Here is a 14,749-nt window from a genome sequence, read left to right on the forward strand (position 1 = left end):
CATGAGCACCACCGGCGCCGCTGCGCGCATCCCCTACCGCCTGGTCCGCAAGGGCGTGGTCATGTCGCCGCTGCCCGGCGAACCCAACGAGGCGGAAGGCGTCCTCAACCCCGCCTCCGGACGCACCCCCGACGGCCGTGTGCACCTGCTGCCCCGCCTCGTCGCCGAGGGCAACGTCTCCCGCGTCGGCCTCGCCGAGGTCACCTTCACCGACGGCGTCCCCAGCGGCGTCGAGCGGCGCGGCGTCGTCCTCGCACCCGACGCCGGCTGGGAACGCGGCAAGAACAACGCCGGCGTGGAGGACCCGCGCATCACCTGGATCCCCTCCCTCGGCAAGCACGTCATGTCCTACGTCGCCTACGGCCCGCTCGGCCCCAAGCCGGCCCTCGCCGTGTCCGACGATCTGACCGACTGGACCCGGCTCGGTCCCGTCCAGTTCGCCTACCAGCCCGACCTCGACACCGACCTGAACCTCTTCCCGAACAAGGACGTCGTCCACTTCCCCGAGCCGGTGCCCGGACCCGACGGCGAGCCCGCCTACGCGATGCTGCACCGCCCGATGTGGGACCTGGGCTGGTTCCGGCCCGGCGAAGGCGTCCACCTGCCCGCCGGCCTCGACGACGAACGGCCCGGCATCTGGATCTCCTACGTCCCCGTCGCCGAGGCGCAGGCCGACATCCGGGCCCTGACGCGGCCGCGCGACCACCGGCTCGTCGCCCTGTCCGAGCACCCGTGGGAGGCGCTGAAGATCGGCGCCGGCCCCGCCCCGATCCGCGTCCCCGAGGGCTGGCTGCTGCTGCACCACGGTGTCTCCGGGCACATCGAGGACCCCTTCGAGCAGAACCAGCGGGTGTCCTACGCGGCCGGCGCCATGCTCCTCGACCCGGCCGACCCCGCGAAGGTCCTCGCCCGCACCGAGGAACCCCTGATGGCGCCCGAGACCGAGGAGGAGAGGGCCGGCACGGTCCCCAACGTCGTCTTCCCGACCGCCATCGAGGAGATCGACGGCCGGCTGTACGTGTTCTACGGAATGGCCGACGCCCACATCGGTGTCGCCCTGCTGGAGCGCACCGCATGACCGGGGCGACCACCCCCCTCGGTCTCGGCCTCGTCGGCTGCGGCGGCTTCGGCGCGTTCCTCCTGGACGCCGTGGCCGGCCTGCCGGGACTGCGCCCGGTCGCCGTCGCGGACCCCGACCCGGAGCGGGCCGGGGCACTCGGACAGCGCCACGCCGTCCCCGCCCTCGCCGGCCTGGACGACCTGCTCGCCCGCGAGGACGTGGACGTGGTGGCCATCGCCACCCCGCCGGCCACGCACGCCGCGACGGCCGTCGCGGCCCTGCGCGCCGGCCGTCACGTCCTGTGCGAGAAACCGCTGGCCACCTCGGCGCGGGACGCCGCCGCCGTGGCCGGCGAGGCCGAGCGGGCGGGCCGGGCCCTCGTCGTCGACCATGTGCTGCGCTACAACCCGCTGCTGCGGGCCGTGGAACGCCTCACCGACGAGCACCTGCTGGCACGCCCGCGCCGCTTCCTGTTCGAGAACGACGCCTCCGACGAGGATCTCGGCCCGGACCACTGGTTCTGGGACCGCGAGCACAGCGGCGGCATCTTCGTCGAACACGGCGTGCACTTCTTCGACGCGGCGCGCGCCCTGCTGGGCTCCGACCCGGTCAGTGTGCGCGCGACCGCCGTGCGCCGGCCCGACGGCGGGCTCGTCGACATGGTCAGCGCAGACGTCCTCCACCCGGGCGGCGTCCTCGCCTCCCACCTGCACTCCTTCACCCACGCCCACCGCTGCGAACGCCAGCTGATGCGCCTGGACCACGGCTTCGCCGAGACCAGGATCGAGGGCTGGATCCCGGTCCGCGCCGAGATCACGGCCTGGACCGACGAGGAGGGCGCCCGCGCCTGGGAGCGGCTGCCCGAGCGGACCGTCGCCCTGCTGCACGTGGACGGCTTCCGCCCGCACGGCGGCGAGCGCGTCAGCGTGGCCGTACGTCGCGACGCGGGCAGCCCCGGCCCGGTCCGCGGGCGAGGCGAGCTTCGCAGCGTGCCGCACCAGGTGCGGGCCGTGCTCGACCTCGGCGGCGGGGAGCGCAAGCCGTACGTCTACCGGGAGAGCGTGCGGGCGGCCGCCGCCGACCTGCTCCGTGTCGCCCGCGACGGCGGCACCCCGGTCGCCGACGCGCTCGCCGGTCTCACCTCCGTCGCCGTCGCCGAGGCCGCCACACGGGCCGCCGACACCGGCGCCGACCAGACCGTGCCCGGCTTCCACCCGAAGGAGCCTGCGTGAGCTGGTGGCAGGACGCGGTGTGCTACGAGCTGTACCCGCGCGCCTTCGCGGACTCCGACGGCGACGGCATCGGGGACCTCGCGGGCGCCGCAGAACGGCTCGAGCACGTGGCCGAGTTGGGCGCCGACGCGGTATGGATCACGCCGTTCTACCCGTCGCCGCTGGCCGACGGCGGCTACGACATCAGCGACCACACCGGTGTCGCCGCCGACCTCGGCACGGACGCGGACTTCGACCGGCTCGTCGCCCGCGCCCACGCCCTCGGCCTGAAGCTCATCGTCGACCTCGTACCGAACCACACCTCCGACCGGCACCCCTGGTTCCGGCAGGCGCTGAAGGCCGGGCCCGGATCGCCGGAACGGGCGCGCTACCTGTTCCGGCCCGGGCGTGGCCCGGCCGGCCAACTGCCGCCCAACGACTGGCAGTCGGCGTTCGGCGGCCCCGCCTGGACCCGGGTGGCCGACGGCGAGTGGTACTGCCACCTCCACGCCCCCGAACAGCCCGACCTCGACTGGCGCAACCCCGAGGTGCGGTCGGCCTTCGCCGGCATCCTGCGGCACTGGCTGGACCGGGGCGTGGACGGCTTCCGCGTCGACGTCGCCCACGCCCTGTTCAAGGCCGAGGGCCTGCCCGACGCCGGGCCCGGGCAGCACACCGACCCGCTGCGCAACCACCTCATGCCGTACTACGACCAGGAGGAACTGCACCCGCTGTACCGCGAGTGGCGCGCCCTGCTGGACACCCGTCCGGCACCGCCCGGCGCGGTGCCGCCCACGCAGCGGGTGATGGTCGCCGAGGCCGCCGTGTTCGACCCGGCCCGGCTCGCTCGGTACACCCGCCCCGACGAGATGCACCAGGCCTTCAACTTCGCCTTCCTGGAGGCCCCGTGGGACGCGGTCGCACTGCGCCGGGTCATCGACTCCTCCCTGGCGGCGCCGGGCGGGGGACCGGTCACCTGGCTGCTGTCCAGCCATGACGCGGTCCGCCCGGTCACCCGCCTCGGCTCGGCCGCGAGAGCCCGGGCCGCCGCCCTGCTCATGCTCGCGCTGCCCGGCTCCGCCTACCTCTACCAGGGCGAGGAACTCGGCCTGCCGCAGGCCGACATCCCCGACGACCGGATCCGCGACCCCCTGTGGGAACGCTCCGGCCGCACCGACCGGGGCCGCGACGGCTCCCGGGTGCCCCTGCCCTGGTCCGGTGAGCATCCCCCGTACGGCTTCACCACGGCCGGTCCCGACGACACCTGGCTGCCGCAACCCGACGGCTGGGCCTCGCACACCGTGGCCGCCCAGACCCAGGACCCCGACTCGACCCTCGCCCTGTACCGAGCCGCCCTCCGGCTGCGGCGCGCCCACCCCGCGCCCGACCCGACGGCCCCGCCCCACTGGTACTCGGCTCCCGGCGACGACCATCTCGCCTTCCGCCGCTCCACGCTGACCTGCGTCGTCAACCTCGGCGAACGGCCCCTGCGCTGGACCGGCCTCGGCCTGACGGGCCGCCCCGTCCTCGCCAGCGGGCCCACCGACGGCGACCGGCTGCCGCCCGACACCGCCCTGTGGCTGGCGGACGCGCCCGCCGCACCGCATCACGAAAGAGACAGCCATGACCGCCCCCGATGACCGCGCCCCGCGCACCGACCTGTCCGCCCTCGTCAAGGCCTACGACGTGCGCGGCACCGTGCCCGACCAGTGGGACACCGGCACGGCCGAACTGTTCGGGGCCGCGTTCGTGAAGGTCACCGGCGCACGCGCGCTCGTCACCGGCCACGACATGCGGCCCTCCTCCCCGGACCTGGCAGGCGCCTTCGCCCGCGGAGCCACCGCCCAGGGCGCGGACGTCGTCGCCACCGGCCTGTGCTCCACCGACCAGCTGTACTACGCCTCCGGCGCGCTCGGCCTGCCCGGTGCCATGTTCACCGCCTCCCACAACCCGGCCCGCTACAACGGCATCAAGATGTGCCGGGCCGGAGCCGTGCCCATCGGCCAGGACAGCGGACTGGCGGACATCCGCAGCCTTGTCGAGCAGTGGACGGGCGCGGGCGCACCACCCGCGCCCGCCGCCCGCACCGGCACCGTCACCCACCGCGACACCTTGCCGGACTACGCCGCTCACCTGCGCACCCTCGTCGACCTGACCGGCATCCGCCCGCTCAGGGTCGTCGTCGACGCGGGCAACGGCATGGCAGGACACACCGTGCCCACCGTCCTGGCCGGCCTCCCGCTGGACATCGTGCCCCTGTACTTCGAGCTGGACGGCACCTTCCCGAACCACGAGGCCAACCCGCTCGACCCGGCGAACATCGTGGACCTCCGGCAGCGCGTCCGGGCGGAGGGCGCCGACCTGGGCCTCGCCTTCGACGGCGACGCCGACCGCTGCTTCGTCGTCGACGAACGCGGGGAGCCCGTGTCCCCCTCCGCGATCACCGCGCTCGTCGCCCTGCGCGAACTGCGCCGTCGTCCGGGCGCCACCGTCCTGCACAACCTGATCACCTCGCGTGCCGTCCCGGAGATCGTCCGTGAGGCCGGCGGCACCCCCGTGCGCACCCGTGTCGGCCACTCCTTCATCAAGGCCGAGATGGCCCGCACGGGTGCGGTCTTCGGCGGCGAGCACTCCGCGCACTACTACTTCGCCGACTTCTGGAACGCCGACACCGGCATGCTCGCCGCCCTGCACGTCCTGGCCGAACTCGGCGCCCGGCAGGAGCCGTTGTCGGCCCTCACCCGCCGCTTCACCCGATACGCCGCCTCCGGGGAGATCAACTCCGTCGTCGACGACCCGCCGGCACGCCTCGCCGCCGTCCGCGCGGCCTGGCAGGACCGCCCCGGCGTCACGGTCGACGACCTGGACGGCCTGACCGTCAGCGGCCCCGACGGATGGTTCAACCTGCGGCCGTCCAACACGGAGCCGCTTGTCCGCCTCAACGTCGAGGCCCACGACGCGCAGACCGTGCGGGAGCTGCGCGACGAGGTGCTGCGGCTCGTGCGTGCCTGAACACTGCGGCACCCTGCGGATCGGTGCCGAGGGCCCGGGGCGCGCGTGACCGCGGACCCCTGGCCCTCGGCGACGTCACCGACGCCCTCGGCAGTCGGGGTAGGCGGCGGTCGCCTGGATCTCGACCAGGAGGTCGGGGCCGGCGAGGCCGCTGACGCCGATGATCGTCCAGGCGGGGTGGGGAGCCTTGACGAGGCGCTGCTTGGCGGCGAGGAAGCCGGCCATGTTCTCCCGGATGTCGACGTGGTAGCTGGTCACGTCGACCAGGTCGGCGAAGGTGAGATCCTCCAGGCGGAGGATCTCCTCCAGACGCCGCAGGGCGAGTTCGGTCTGCTCCTCGGCGGTCTCACCGGGGACGCCGTCGGGGCGGCGGCCGATCTGCCCGGAGATGAACAGCAGCCCGTTCGCCCGGACCGCGGGGGCGTGCCCGAAACGTGCGAAGGCGCTCGTGGTCTCACCGAAGACCGGTGATCCGTCGGGGACCTGTACGTGATGGATGGCCATGGTGGCGATGCGTCCTGTTCTCCGGTGTCTGTCTGGTGCTTCGGGTGCGCGTCGGCGGCGGGCCGGACGGGCGGGTCAGTTGCCCCACCGCGAGGAGCGGAAGGCGTGCTCCATCCGGGTCCGGCCGTAGGTCTGCCGTTCGTGCAGGAACTCACCGGGGACCGAGTAACGCGGCGCGTTCTGCGGGTTCTTGGCGGCCTGCGCGACGATCGCGTCGGTGAGAGTGCGGATCATGTCCCACCGCGGGTAGGCGGCGTGGACGATGCCGGCCTGTGCGTCGCTGAGGACGTCGGCGTAGGTGGTGCCCATCGGCCCGCCGAAGTCCAGCGCGACGCCCTCGCGGACGAGCCGGCACAACGTGCTGCGGCGCTCCGCGATGCCCGCCGAGGTGTGCAGGGCGATGGCCTGCCAGACCTCGTCGGCGTCCGCCGCGGACCGTCCGTGCTCGACGAGGAACGCGGCCGCCCGGTCGGCGCCCTCGACCTCGAACCGCTGGGTGTGCGGGCCGTCCGCGGCCACACCCATGTCGTGCATGACACACGCCGTGAACAGCAGCTCCTCGTCGTAGTCCTGCCCGGCGCCCAGATCGAGGCGTGCGGCCACGAGACGAGCGAACAGGTAGGTGCGCACACTGTGGTTGAACAGGGAGGGCGAGAGCGCCGGTTCGACGAGCCGGACGACAGCGTCGGTCAGGGGCGTGCCCGGCAGCGCGATCAGGCCGGTGGCCACCTCGGGGTCCACCTGGCCGGGGATGGGTTCCGTCATGTCCACCAGGCTGGCACCCACGCCTGTGACCAGGTGAGAGGCAACATTGCCGAGTGTCGTTAGAATATTGCCATGTCTGCCACGCCGGAACACCGTGTCGCGATCCTCGCTCTGGACGGCGTGACGCCGCTCGACCTGTCGATCCCCGCGCAGATCTTCACAACCCGCCCGGAGACCCCGTACGAGACCACCGTGTGCGGGCTCGGCGACATGGTGGCCACCAGCGGTGGCTTCTCCCTGACGACCGGGGGCGGCCTGGACCGGGTGCGCACCGCCGACACCGTGATCGTCCCGGGGTACGAGCCGGGCGGCGATCCGCCGGCCACACCGCCGGAGGAGGTGCTCGACGCCCTGGTCGAGACACGTGAGCGGGGCGGGCGCGTGGTGTCGATCTGCACGGGAGCCTTCGTGCTGGCCGCGGCGGGCATCCTGGACGGCCTGCGGGCCACGACCCACTGGCTGCACATCGACGAGCTCGCACGCCGCTTCCCGTCCGTCACGCTCGAACGCGACGTGCTCTACGTCGACGAGGGGGACGTGCTCACCTCGGCCGGTGTGTGCTGCGGCATCGACCTGTGCCTGTACCTCGTCCGCCGCGACCTGGGGGCGGCCGTGGCGAACCGCATCGCCCGCGGTCTGGTGGCCGCGCCCCACCGCGACGGCGGGCAGGCCCAGTACATCCCGGCGCCGGTCACCACGGTGGGGGAGACGTCCCTCTCCGAGACCCGCGACTGGGCGCTGCACCACCTCGACGAGCCGATCACCCTGCGCATGCTCGCCCGGCACGCGGGTGTCTCACCCCGCACCTTCATGCGCCGCTTCGCCGCGGAGACCGGAACCACGCCCCTGCAGTGGCTGGTGAGCGCGCGCCTCGGCAAGGCGCGCGAACTGCTGGAGACCACGGACGACTCGGTGGAGCAGGTGGCCCGGGCCTGCGGTCTCGGCACCGCGGCCAACCTGCGTCTGCACTTCCGGCGCAGCCTCAACACCACCCCCACCGCCTACCGGCGCACCTTCGCCCGCTGACCCGGCCGGGCGGCGTTCGCGCGTCATCGAGGCTCCCGGGGCATGCGCGCCGGACCGTCCGTGCCGCCGTTGCCGCCCCCGGTCGCCTGCGCTTCCGATCCCGCTGGACCCACGGACAGCGGCCCTGCGCCACCCCCGTACCCTGACCCCATGCATCTCACGGGAAACATCACCAGTGACCGTCCCCTGCTCGTTCTGGCGGTCGCGGAAGAGGCGCAGTACCTCGACACGACCCTGCCCGTCCTGCTGACCGGCATGGGCAAGGTCAACGCCGCGACCGCCCTCGCCGCGGCACTGGCCGGTGGCCCGTTGCCCAGCGAGGTCGTGAACCTCGGTACCGCGGGTGCGCTGCGTCCCGGCTGGCACGGGACACACCTCGTCGGCACGGTCGTGCAGCACGACCTGGACAGCGACACCCTGCGCACCCTGACCGGCGAAACCTACGGCGCGCCCCTGACGACAGCCGACCCGGACGGACCCGTCCTGGCCACCGGGGACTCCTTCATAGCCGACGAAGCCGACCGGCTGCGCCTGGCCGAGCACGCATCGCTGGTCGACATGGAGGGCTACGCCCTGGCGGCGGCCGCGCACCGGGCCGGTGTGCCGATACGCATCGTCAAGCACGTCAGCGACGACGCCGACGAGTCGGCCGCCAGGACCTGGCGGGAGACCGTGGGGGAGTGCGCCCGCGCTCTTGCCGACTGGGCGGCACACCACATCCCCGCCTACGCCTGAGACACCGGGCTGCGCCGCCCGGCTCCACCGTCCACAACGGTGAGGTCGCCGCCCTCGCCCGGCCCGACAGGGATGCCGCACCCGACGGCAAGCAGGCCGGGCTCCTGCGGGGCGAGCCCGCATCCTCACCCCGGCCCCGGCCTTCACCGCCTCCAGGAGAACGTCCATGAGTGTCGATGAGAAACCGCCGACCGTCCGCGCGGGTCTCACGCAGGCCCTCAGAACCATGGGTTACGAGGTCCTGCCGTTCAAGTCCACCTTCGACAAGGTGACCTCGTCCGTCCCGACCTGCGTCCCGCTGTCGGTCACGGCGTCCCCGGGAAAGACGATCGGCACCACCGTGGACCTCGCCATCGCGCTCGCCGACAAGGGATACTCCGTCACGCCGCACCTGGCCGCGCGCATGGTGACGAGTCGGACGGAGCTGAAGGAGATCGGGGCACGGCTCGCCGACTCGCCGGTGACGTCGATCTTCGTCGTCGGCGGAGACGCCCAGCAGGCCGGCCCCTACGGTGACGCCCTGTCGCTGCTGCGGGACATACGCGAGGGCGGTTTCGAGTTCGACGCCGTGGGCATCGGCGGCTACCCCGAAGGACACGCCCTCATCGACGACGGGACGCTCAGCCGCGCCCTCGCCGAGAAGGCCGCCTACGCCGACTACATCGTCACGCAGATCTGCTTCTCGCCCGGCGCGATCTCCCGGTGGGCCGACGCCCTGGCCCGCAGCGGGATCACCCTGCCGGTCCGCGTGGGCGTCCCCGGTGCGGTGAGCCGCGAGAAGCTGCTGCGGATCACCGCCGACATCGGCATCGGCAACTCGGCCCGTTTCCTGCGCAAGCAGCGCGACTTGCTGTACCGCTTCTTCGTACCGGGCGGCTACAGGCCCGACCGGATCATCGACGGGCTGCGCCGTGACATCGACGCGCCCACGAGCCCGCTGAGCACCTTCCACGTCTTCACTTTCAACGAGGTGGAGAAGACCGAGGCCTGGCGGCAGGAGACCCTCCGACGTCTGGGCGCATCCGGCTCCTGACGTTACGACGGCAACCCGTGGCAAGCCCGCGGACCGCGTCGCGGCGGTGGGGCTGGGGGCGATTGCGCGGCGGCATCCCCGCCGCCACGGCCTCGCGGAAACCGGGCGGCCGCGGTGGTGCCCGCACGCAGCTGCGAGCGCGGGATCCGCTGCACGACCCAGGTGTCGAGGCGTCCACGGGACCGACGCAAGTCCTGCCGCGCGTGTCACTCGGGCCCGAGCGCCACCGTCGTCGTGACTCGGACCAGCGACGGCCGCGCAGGCACCGACCCGAATCCGAAACGCACCGGCGGCCGCACCCATGCCGGGGCGCCGAGATCGGTGCCGTCGTACGACGCCGCGACCAGACGCACGGGCCGCAGATCCCGGGCGCCGTACCACTCACGGCGTCCTCTGCCGGCGCTGCCCCGGCTCCGTACGCCGGGCAGCAGCAGACGGGCCGGCCGGTCGACGAGCGTGCTCCACAGGGGCTGCCGGGCGAGCACGCCGGGCACCGCCCGCAGACACAGGCCCAGCGGCCCGCGCCGTAGCGTGACGAACCGCAGCCGCAGCGGCCCGGCCTCGACGGTCCACGTGCGGTGTGCCACCGTGACCCGCACGGGCTGGACCCGCACGGTGTCGAAGGTGTAGGTGGCGGCGATGAACTCGGCCACCGGCCGGGTGGGGGCCAGCAGCAGCCGCTCGCCGTCGGGCCTCTCCAGCATCACGTCGCTGAACGGGCCGTACGGCGACCGCTGCCAGTGGCCGAGCACGACACGCGTCCCGGAGGACGTGCCCAGGCCCGCGATCCACCCGTCGAAACGCAGCAGCCGCTCCCGTGCGGGCCGCCGGAACACCCGGTTCACCGGCCGACCCCGGCCGGACGGGGGCGCGGAGCCGGGCAGGCTCCGCCGGTGCGAGGCGACGACCGGGGCAGCCGCCGGCCCGCGAGGTGGTGACACGCGGAGGCGTACATGCCTGACTCCTTACGCGAGGCCCACCGCCGACGTGCCGATCCGCACCCGAGACGCGCCGCAGCCCCGCCCGAGCGGGTGACCGCCGGGGCGGGAGCCACGCCTCGGCGGCCGTCGCGGCGTCGTCACACCGGGGCGATACGCGACCTCAGCAGGCAGAACTCGTTGCCCTCGGGATCGGCGAGAACGTGCCAGGACTCCTCGCCGGTCTGGCCGACGTCGGCCGGGCGCGCCCCGAGCTTCAGCAGTCGTTCCAGCTCGGCGTCCTGATCCCGGTCGGTGGGACTGACGTCGATGTGCAGCCGAGACCTGCCCGGGCGCGGCGACCGGTTGTGGCTGAGGACGATCGTCGGCTGCGGGCCGCCGAACCCCTCCCGCGGGCCGATCTCCACCGCGCCCTCCTCCCGGTCCAGTACGACGAAGTCCAGCACCTCGCACCAGAACCGGGCCAGGGCCTCGGGGTCACGGCATTCCAGGACCAGTTCGCCGATACGGCATGCCATGGACGGCACCTGCTTTCCCATGGGGACGGAGGATGCGGCAAACACGCGCCGGCGGCCGGATCCGCCGACGGTGCGTTTCCGCCGGTGACCGTAGCGGGTCCGGCGAGCGGGCGCGACGGATTTCCCGGCCGAGGCCACCGGTCCCGCCCCGGCGGCGCGCCCGGCGCGGCTCGGCTGCGGGTCCGTGCCTTCCGTCACCCGGAACCGGATCCGCACGCGGTCCGCCGTGCGCGGGGCCGAACAGCCCGCAGGTCCGCGCGAACGGAGGAAGTGGGCGGGCGACCGGGCGTGTGCGGTGGCCGGGCCGCCGGGGCGGCCGAAAGATGACCGGGAGGTTCCCTGCCCGCAGCCGTCCGTCGTGCCGGCCCGCGGGGCACCCGGGCCGGCCGACATCACGAGAGGAGCACTCCTGCATGACCTTCAATCCGCTGGAGCAGCGGGGCATCCCGCTGGACCGCCAGTTGCGCAACTGGCGTGAGCTGAACGTGGAACCCATCGACCCGGACCGATGCGACCCGTACACCCGCTGCCGGGTCATCACGATGAACGGCATCGAGGTGGAGGCGATCCTCTTCAGCCACCACCTGGCCCGCCACACCCACGACCCGGAGATCAAACGGCAGCTCGCGCGCACCCGGTACATCGAGGCGCAGCAGCAGAAGGCGGTGAACTGGCTGCTGCCGGGTGTGTCGTCGGTGCTGGAGACGACCATCGCCTACGAGCAGGTCGCGGTGGACCTGACGGCCTGGGTGGCGCGCATGGAGCCCGACCCGTATCTGCAGCAGGCGTACCAGTTCGGGGTGCTGGAGGACTTCGACCACCTGTACCGGTACGCGAACCTGTACGAGATGATCGAGCACCGCAAGGCGGAGTCGATCGTCGACAACCTCACCGAGGTCATGCCGGGCCGGCCGACCCGGAACCACCACCGCGACCCCTACGACAACGTCCGCGACCCCTACGACCGCACCACGGTCAACCCGCTGTCGAAGCTGCACGCGCTGACCATCATGGCCGCCGAGCAGCAGACCATGAACTTCTACCTGAACACCGGCCCCACCTACATGGAGCCGATCGCCCGGCAGCTCTACCAGGAGATCGGGCTGATCGAGGAGGAGCACGTCACCCACTACGAGTCCCTCGTCGACCCGGGCGAGACCTGGTGGGAGCAGCTGGTCAACCACGAGTACAACGAGTGCTACCTGTACTACTCCTTCATGGAGCAGGAGAGCGATCCCAAGGTGAAGGCCATCTGGGAGCTGCACCTGAACATGGAGCTGGAGCACCTGCACACCGCCTGCGACCTGATGCGCCGCCACGACGGCCGCGACCCGCAGGAGATCCTCGCCCCCGAGCTGCCGAACGTGCTCACCTTCGAACCGAACAAGCAGTACCTGCGGGAACTGCTGGCCACCCAGATCGACCTGACCACCCTCGGCGCCGGCTATGTGCGCGACGCGCACGAACGGTTCGAGAAGATGCAGCAGACGATCCACTGCGGCGAGGCACCCCCCAGCGACCGTGTCATGACCGAGCACGACGAGATGTTCGGCCGGGAGTACCGGGTGGTGTCGGAGGGCGAGCACCCCGTTCCCGCGATGCGCGAGATCTGAGAGGGAGCCGCCATGCCCGACACCCACACCCCGCACGCCGGTGACGACCGGGCCGCCGACACCGATGTGGTCGCCCTGCTGATCCGCCAGCACGGCGACATCCGCAACCTCTTCGACGAGGTCGAGCAGTCCTCGGGCGAGGAACGCCGCGACGCCTTCCGGCGCCTGGTGCGGCTGCTGGCCGTGCACGAGACCGCCGAGGAGGAGGTCGTCCACCCGTGGGCCCGCCGGTCCACGCCGGGCGGCGAGGGCGTCGTCGAGGACCGTCTCGCCGAGGAGAAGGAAGCCAAGGAGATCCTCTCCGCACTGGACGAGATGGACATCGACGACCAGCGCTTCCTGCCTCAGCTGCGCAGGCTGCGCACCGCGGTGCAACAGCACGCACGGGCGGAGGAGCGCTACGAGTTCACCCACATCCGACGGAACGCCGACGCCGACGCCCTCGCCGCGATGGCCCGGGCCGTCAAGGCAGCCGAGGCCATCGCACCCACCCGCCCGCACCCCGGTGTCGAGTCCGCCGGGGCCAACGTGGCGCTCGGTCCCGTCGCCGCCCTGATGGACCGTGCCAAGGACGCCGCGCGCAAGGCCATGGGCAAGGGGTGACGCGGACGTTCCTCGCCGCCCGCACATCCGGCACCGGGCCCGGACGGCCTGCACACCGCCCCGGGCCCGGCACGCCGCCACGACACACCGGTCCGTCCCGTGACACGTGTCGCGACCGCCGCGGCCGTCGCGACCGCGGAGGAATGGTCGTGGCACACCGTCCGCCACGGGGCCGCCGTGTCCACCGAGACGTCCGGCAGGGGCGACGCGGTGCGCGGGCTCGACGACGCCCTGGGTGTCTTCGGGATCCACCCCCGGCAGTGCGGCGTGCCGGTCCACGCCGCCGACGCCCTGGCGGCCGCCCTCGCGGCGAGGCGCAGCTGGGGGTGCGCCCCGAGACCGCCGGCTTCGGTGCCTGCCGCGCCAGGACATGTCGACCACTACCGCAGGCAGGAACGGGACGCCAACCGGTCACGGTGACGGCCCGGGCCGCCGTGCGGTCTTGAGTGGAGCATCGCCCGTCGGCGAGGCAGGCTGTATGCATGCGATCGCGCTCCGGATCAGCCCAGGAACGCGGACCGGGCGGTCACTCGGTGGTCCTTTACTGGATCGCCCGGTGCGTGCCGTTCGCGATCGTGCTGATCGGGCTCGCCATCGAGCTCTCGCCCCTGCACGAGATGTACACCGGGCCCCTGCTGACCGCGATGCCTGCCCTGGCCTCTTTGACGATGGGGCCCAGGGGCATCCTGGCTGCGGCGGTCGGTGCCCTCGCCGTCACCCTGATCACCGCTTCGCTGCACGGGGGCTGGCGGGGCCAGGCGGTCTACAGCAACATCCTCGGCATCCTCGTGGTCTCCGTGGCCAGCGTCATCACCAGCAGGGCGATGCAGAGGCGCAGACGGCGCGAACTGGACCAGATCCGCCGGATCGCCGCCGCGGCGCAGAGCGTGCTGCTGCGCCCGGTGCCCGCCCGGCTGGGCCCCGTGCGGGCCGCGAGCCTGTATCTCGCGGCCGAGACCGGAGCACAGATCGGCGGCGACCTCTACGAGGCGGTGCACACCCGCTTCGGAGTCCGCATGATCGTGGGGGACGTGCGGGGCAACGGGCTCCCCGCCGTGCGCTCGGCCGCTGCGGTGCTCGGCGCGTTCCGTGAGTCCGCCCACTACGACCACAACCTGACGGAGGTCATGAACCACTGCGCGGCCGCACTGCGCCGGGAGTCCACGGCCGCGGAGGCCTCCGACCCGCTCGAGGATTCGGAGTGCTTCGTCACCGCACTGGTGGCCCAGGTGCCGGACGACCACGTGATCCAGGTCGTCAACCGGGGCCATCCGCCGCCGATGCTGATGCGCCGGGGCACGGTGCAGGCCCTGGAGCCCGCGTCGCCGCAGCCGCCCCTGGGCCTGGAGGACCTCGTCGCCGCGCGGCCCGCCCCGCCGGACAGCTATCCGTTCCTGCCCGGTGACCGTCTGCTGCTGTACACGGACGGAGTCGTCGAGGCCCGTGACGCGCACAACGCCTTCTTCCCCCTGCCGGAGCAGATGGCAGCGCTCGGTCACGCCGACCCGCCGCGGGACTTCCTGGACCGGCTGCACCGCCGTCTGCTCGTCCACACGGACCATCGTCTGCGGGACGACGTTGCGATGATCGTCGTCGACCGCCTAGACGGACGGGCAGCCCTCGACGACCTCCACGCCTCGGCCGTCGCACGCCCCCGAGCTACCCGCACGGGTGACGCGGTCAACCGCTGAAACGTTGCCCTGCTGATCCTCACACGTGTGGGGGATTCTC

The 14,749-nt window shown here is 73.0% G+C and carries 15 protein-coding genes; 11 read left to right on the forward strand and 4 right to left on the reverse strand.

All coding sequences use genetic code 11. The annotated features are described in order from the left end of the window. Position 1 precedes the first annotated feature (1 nt). Genes OG899_RS25945 through OG899_RS25960 form a run of 4 tightly spaced genes read left to right on the forward strand, consistent with a single transcriptional unit; the run spans position 2 to position 5,283 of the window. On the forward strand, positions 2–1,078 hold the full coding sequence (locus OG899_RS25945; RefSeq protein WP_125499478.1) for a glycosidase: 1,077 nt from the start codon (positions 2–4) through the stop codon (positions 1,076–1,078). Further along, positions 1,075–2,292, forward strand: coding sequence for a Gfo/Idh/MocA family protein (locus OG899_RS25950; RefSeq protein WP_168131672.1), 1,218 nt, complete (start codon positions 1,075–1,077; stop codon positions 2,290–2,292). The genes OG899_RS25945 and OG899_RS25950 overlap by 4 nt, the downstream gene beginning before the upstream one ends. After that, positions 2,289–3,911, forward strand: a complete 1,623-nt coding sequence (locus OG899_RS25955; protein ID WP_125499476.1) for a glycoside hydrolase family 13 protein — start codon at positions 2,289–2,291, stop codon at positions 3,909–3,911. Before OG899_RS25950 ends, OG899_RS25955 begins: the two co-directional genes overlap by 4 nt. Next, positions 3,895–5,283 carry a phosphomannomutase/phosphoglucomutase gene (locus OG899_RS25960; protein WP_189428060.1) on the forward strand — a complete coding sequence of 463 codons (1,389 nt, stop codon included), beginning with the start codon at positions 3,895–3,897 and terminating at the stop codon, positions 5,281–5,283. Before OG899_RS25955 ends, OG899_RS25960 begins: the two co-directional genes overlap by 17 nt. Positions 5,284–5,358: 75 nt before the next feature. On the opposite strand, the gene OG899_RS25965 is transcribed toward OG899_RS25960, so the two are convergent. Continuing rightward, positions 5,359–5,787, reverse strand: a complete 429-nt coding sequence (locus OG899_RS25965) for a RidA family protein (RefSeq protein ID WP_168131671.1) — start codon at positions 5,785–5,787, stop codon at positions 5,359–5,361. A gap of 75 nt (positions 5,788–5,862) precedes the next feature. Continuing rightward, on the reverse strand, positions 5,863–6,552 hold the full coding sequence (locus OG899_RS25970; protein ID WP_125499473.1) for an HD domain-containing protein: 690 nt from the start codon (positions 6,550–6,552) through the stop codon (positions 5,863–5,865). Between the two features lie 72 nt (positions 6,553–6,624). Between OG899_RS25970 and OG899_RS25975 the strand changes: the two genes are divergently transcribed. The 3 genes from OG899_RS25975 (at position 6,625) to OG899_RS25985 (ending at position 9,346) form a co-directional block, all read left to right on the forward strand. Next, positions 6,625–7,578: a GlxA family transcriptional regulator gene (locus OG899_RS25975; RefSeq protein WP_189428061.1), complete on the forward strand. Its 954-nt coding sequence runs from the start codon at positions 6,625–6,627 to the stop codon at positions 7,576–7,578. Positions 7,579–7,728: 150 nt separating this feature from the next. Next, positions 7,729–8,313 carry a nucleosidase gene (locus OG899_RS25980; protein WP_125499471.1) on the forward strand — a complete coding sequence of 195 codons (585 nt, stop codon included), beginning with the start codon at positions 7,729–7,731 and terminating at the stop codon, positions 8,311–8,313. A gap of 166 nt (positions 8,314–8,479) precedes the next feature. Beyond that, positions 8,480–9,346 carry a methylenetetrahydrofolate reductase gene (locus tag OG899_RS25985; protein WP_125499470.1) on the forward strand — a complete coding sequence of 289 codons (867 nt, stop codon included), beginning with the start codon at positions 8,480–8,482 and terminating at the stop codon, positions 9,344–9,346. A gap of 206 nt (positions 9,347–9,552) precedes the next feature. Here OG899_RS25985 and OG899_RS25990 read toward each other — a convergent pair whose 3' ends face one another. Both OG899_RS25990 and OG899_RS25995 read right to left on the reverse strand, forming a co-directional pair. Beyond that, positions 9,553–10,191 (reverse strand): hypothetical protein, encoded by a 639-nt coding sequence (locus OG899_RS25990; RefSeq protein ID WP_229814141.1) that lies wholly within the window; start codon positions 10,189–10,191, stop codon positions 9,553–9,555. 233 nt (positions 10,192–10,424) lie between these two features. Then, a complete protein-coding gene (locus tag OG899_RS25995; RefSeq protein WP_125499487.1) occupies positions 10,425–10,802 on the reverse strand; it encodes a VOC family protein in 378 nt (125 codons plus the stop codon). 413 nt (positions 10,803–11,215) lie between these two features. Here OG899_RS25995 and OG899_RS26000 point away from each other — a divergent pair, with 413 nt between their 5' ends. From OG899_RS26000 to OG899_RS26015, 4 genes are all read left to right on the forward strand, one after another. Further along, positions 11,216–12,415 carry a hypothetical protein gene (locus tag OG899_RS26000; protein ID WP_406311180.1) on the forward strand — a complete coding sequence of 400 codons (1,200 nt, stop codon included), beginning with the start codon at positions 11,216–11,218 and terminating at the stop codon, positions 12,413–12,415. Between the two features lie 12 nt (positions 12,416–12,427). After that, positions 12,428–13,018 (forward strand): hemerythrin domain-containing protein, encoded by a 591-nt coding sequence (locus tag OG899_RS26005; protein ID WP_125499468.1) that lies wholly within the window; start codon positions 12,428–12,430, stop codon positions 13,016–13,018. A 99-nt stretch (positions 13,019–13,117) separates the two neighbouring features. Beyond that, the gene (locus OG899_RS26010; protein WP_406311181.1) at positions 13,118–13,438 is read left to right on the forward strand and encodes an ARPP-2 domain-containing protein; all 321 of its coding nucleotides are present in this window, start codon (positions 13,118–13,120) and stop codon (positions 13,436–13,438) included. 62 nt (positions 13,439–13,500) lie between these two features. Next, positions 13,501–14,709 carry a PP2C family protein-serine/threonine phosphatase gene (locus OG899_RS26015; protein ID WP_168131670.1) on the forward strand — a complete coding sequence of 403 codons (1,209 nt, stop codon included), beginning with the start codon at positions 13,501–13,503 and terminating at the stop codon, positions 14,707–14,709. The last annotated feature ends 40 nt before the right edge of the window (positions 14,710–14,749 follow it).

Origin of the sequence: Streptomyces thermoviolaceus (genome assembly GCF_045209695.1) — a bacterium.
In the GTDB taxonomy this organism is placed as follows: Bacteria; Actinomycetota; Actinomycetes; order Streptomycetales; family Streptomycetaceae; genus Streptomyces; species Streptomyces thermoviolaceus.

Excerpts from the sequence above, each read along its gene's own strand:
- OG899_RS25975 (WP_189428061.1), top strand. The coding sequence starts at position 6,625 with ATGTCTGCCACGCCGGAACACCGTGTCGCGATCCTCGCTCTGGACGGC.
- OG899_RS26005 (WP_125499468.1), top strand. The coding sequence starts at position 12,428 with ATGCCCGACACCCACACCCCGCACGCCGGTGACGACCGGGCCGCCGAC.
- OG899_RS25960 (WP_189428060.1), top strand. The coding sequence starts at position 3,895 with ATGACCGCCCCCGATGACCGCGCCCCGCGCACCGACCTGTCCGCCCTC.
- OG899_RS25965 (WP_168131671.1), bottom strand. The coding sequence starts at position 5,787 with ATGGCCATCCATCACGTACAGGTCCCCGACGGATCACCGGTCTTCGGT.
- OG899_RS25995 (WP_125499487.1), bottom strand. The coding sequence starts at position 10,802 with ATGGCATGCCGTATCGGCGAACTGGTCCTGGAATGCCGTGACCCCGAG.
- OG899_RS25945 (WP_125499478.1), top strand. The coding sequence starts at position 2 with ATGAGCACCACCGGCGCCGCTGCGCGCATCCCCTACCGCCTGGTCCGC.
- OG899_RS25985 (WP_125499470.1), top strand. The coding sequence starts at position 8,480 with ATGAGTGTCGATGAGAAACCGCCGACCGTCCGCGCGGGTCTCACGCAG.
- OG899_RS25970 (WP_125499473.1), bottom strand. The coding sequence starts at position 6,552 with ATGACGGAACCCATCCCCGGCCAGGTGGACCCCGAGGTGGCCACCGGC.
- OG899_RS25980 (WP_125499471.1), top strand. The coding sequence starts at position 7,729 with ATGCATCTCACGGGAAACATCACCAGTGACCGTCCCCTGCTCGTTCTG.
- OG899_RS26015 (WP_168131670.1), top strand. The coding sequence starts at position 13,501 with ATGCGATCGCGCTCCGGATCAGCCCAGGAACGCGGACCGGGCGGTCAC.
- OG899_RS26000 (WP_406311180.1), top strand. The coding sequence starts at position 11,216 with ATGACCTTCAATCCGCTGGAGCAGCGGGGCATCCCGCTGGACCGCCAG.
- OG899_RS25950 (WP_168131672.1), top strand. The coding sequence starts at position 1,075 with ATGACCGGGGCGACCACCCCCCTCGGTCTCGGCCTCGTCGGCTGCGGC.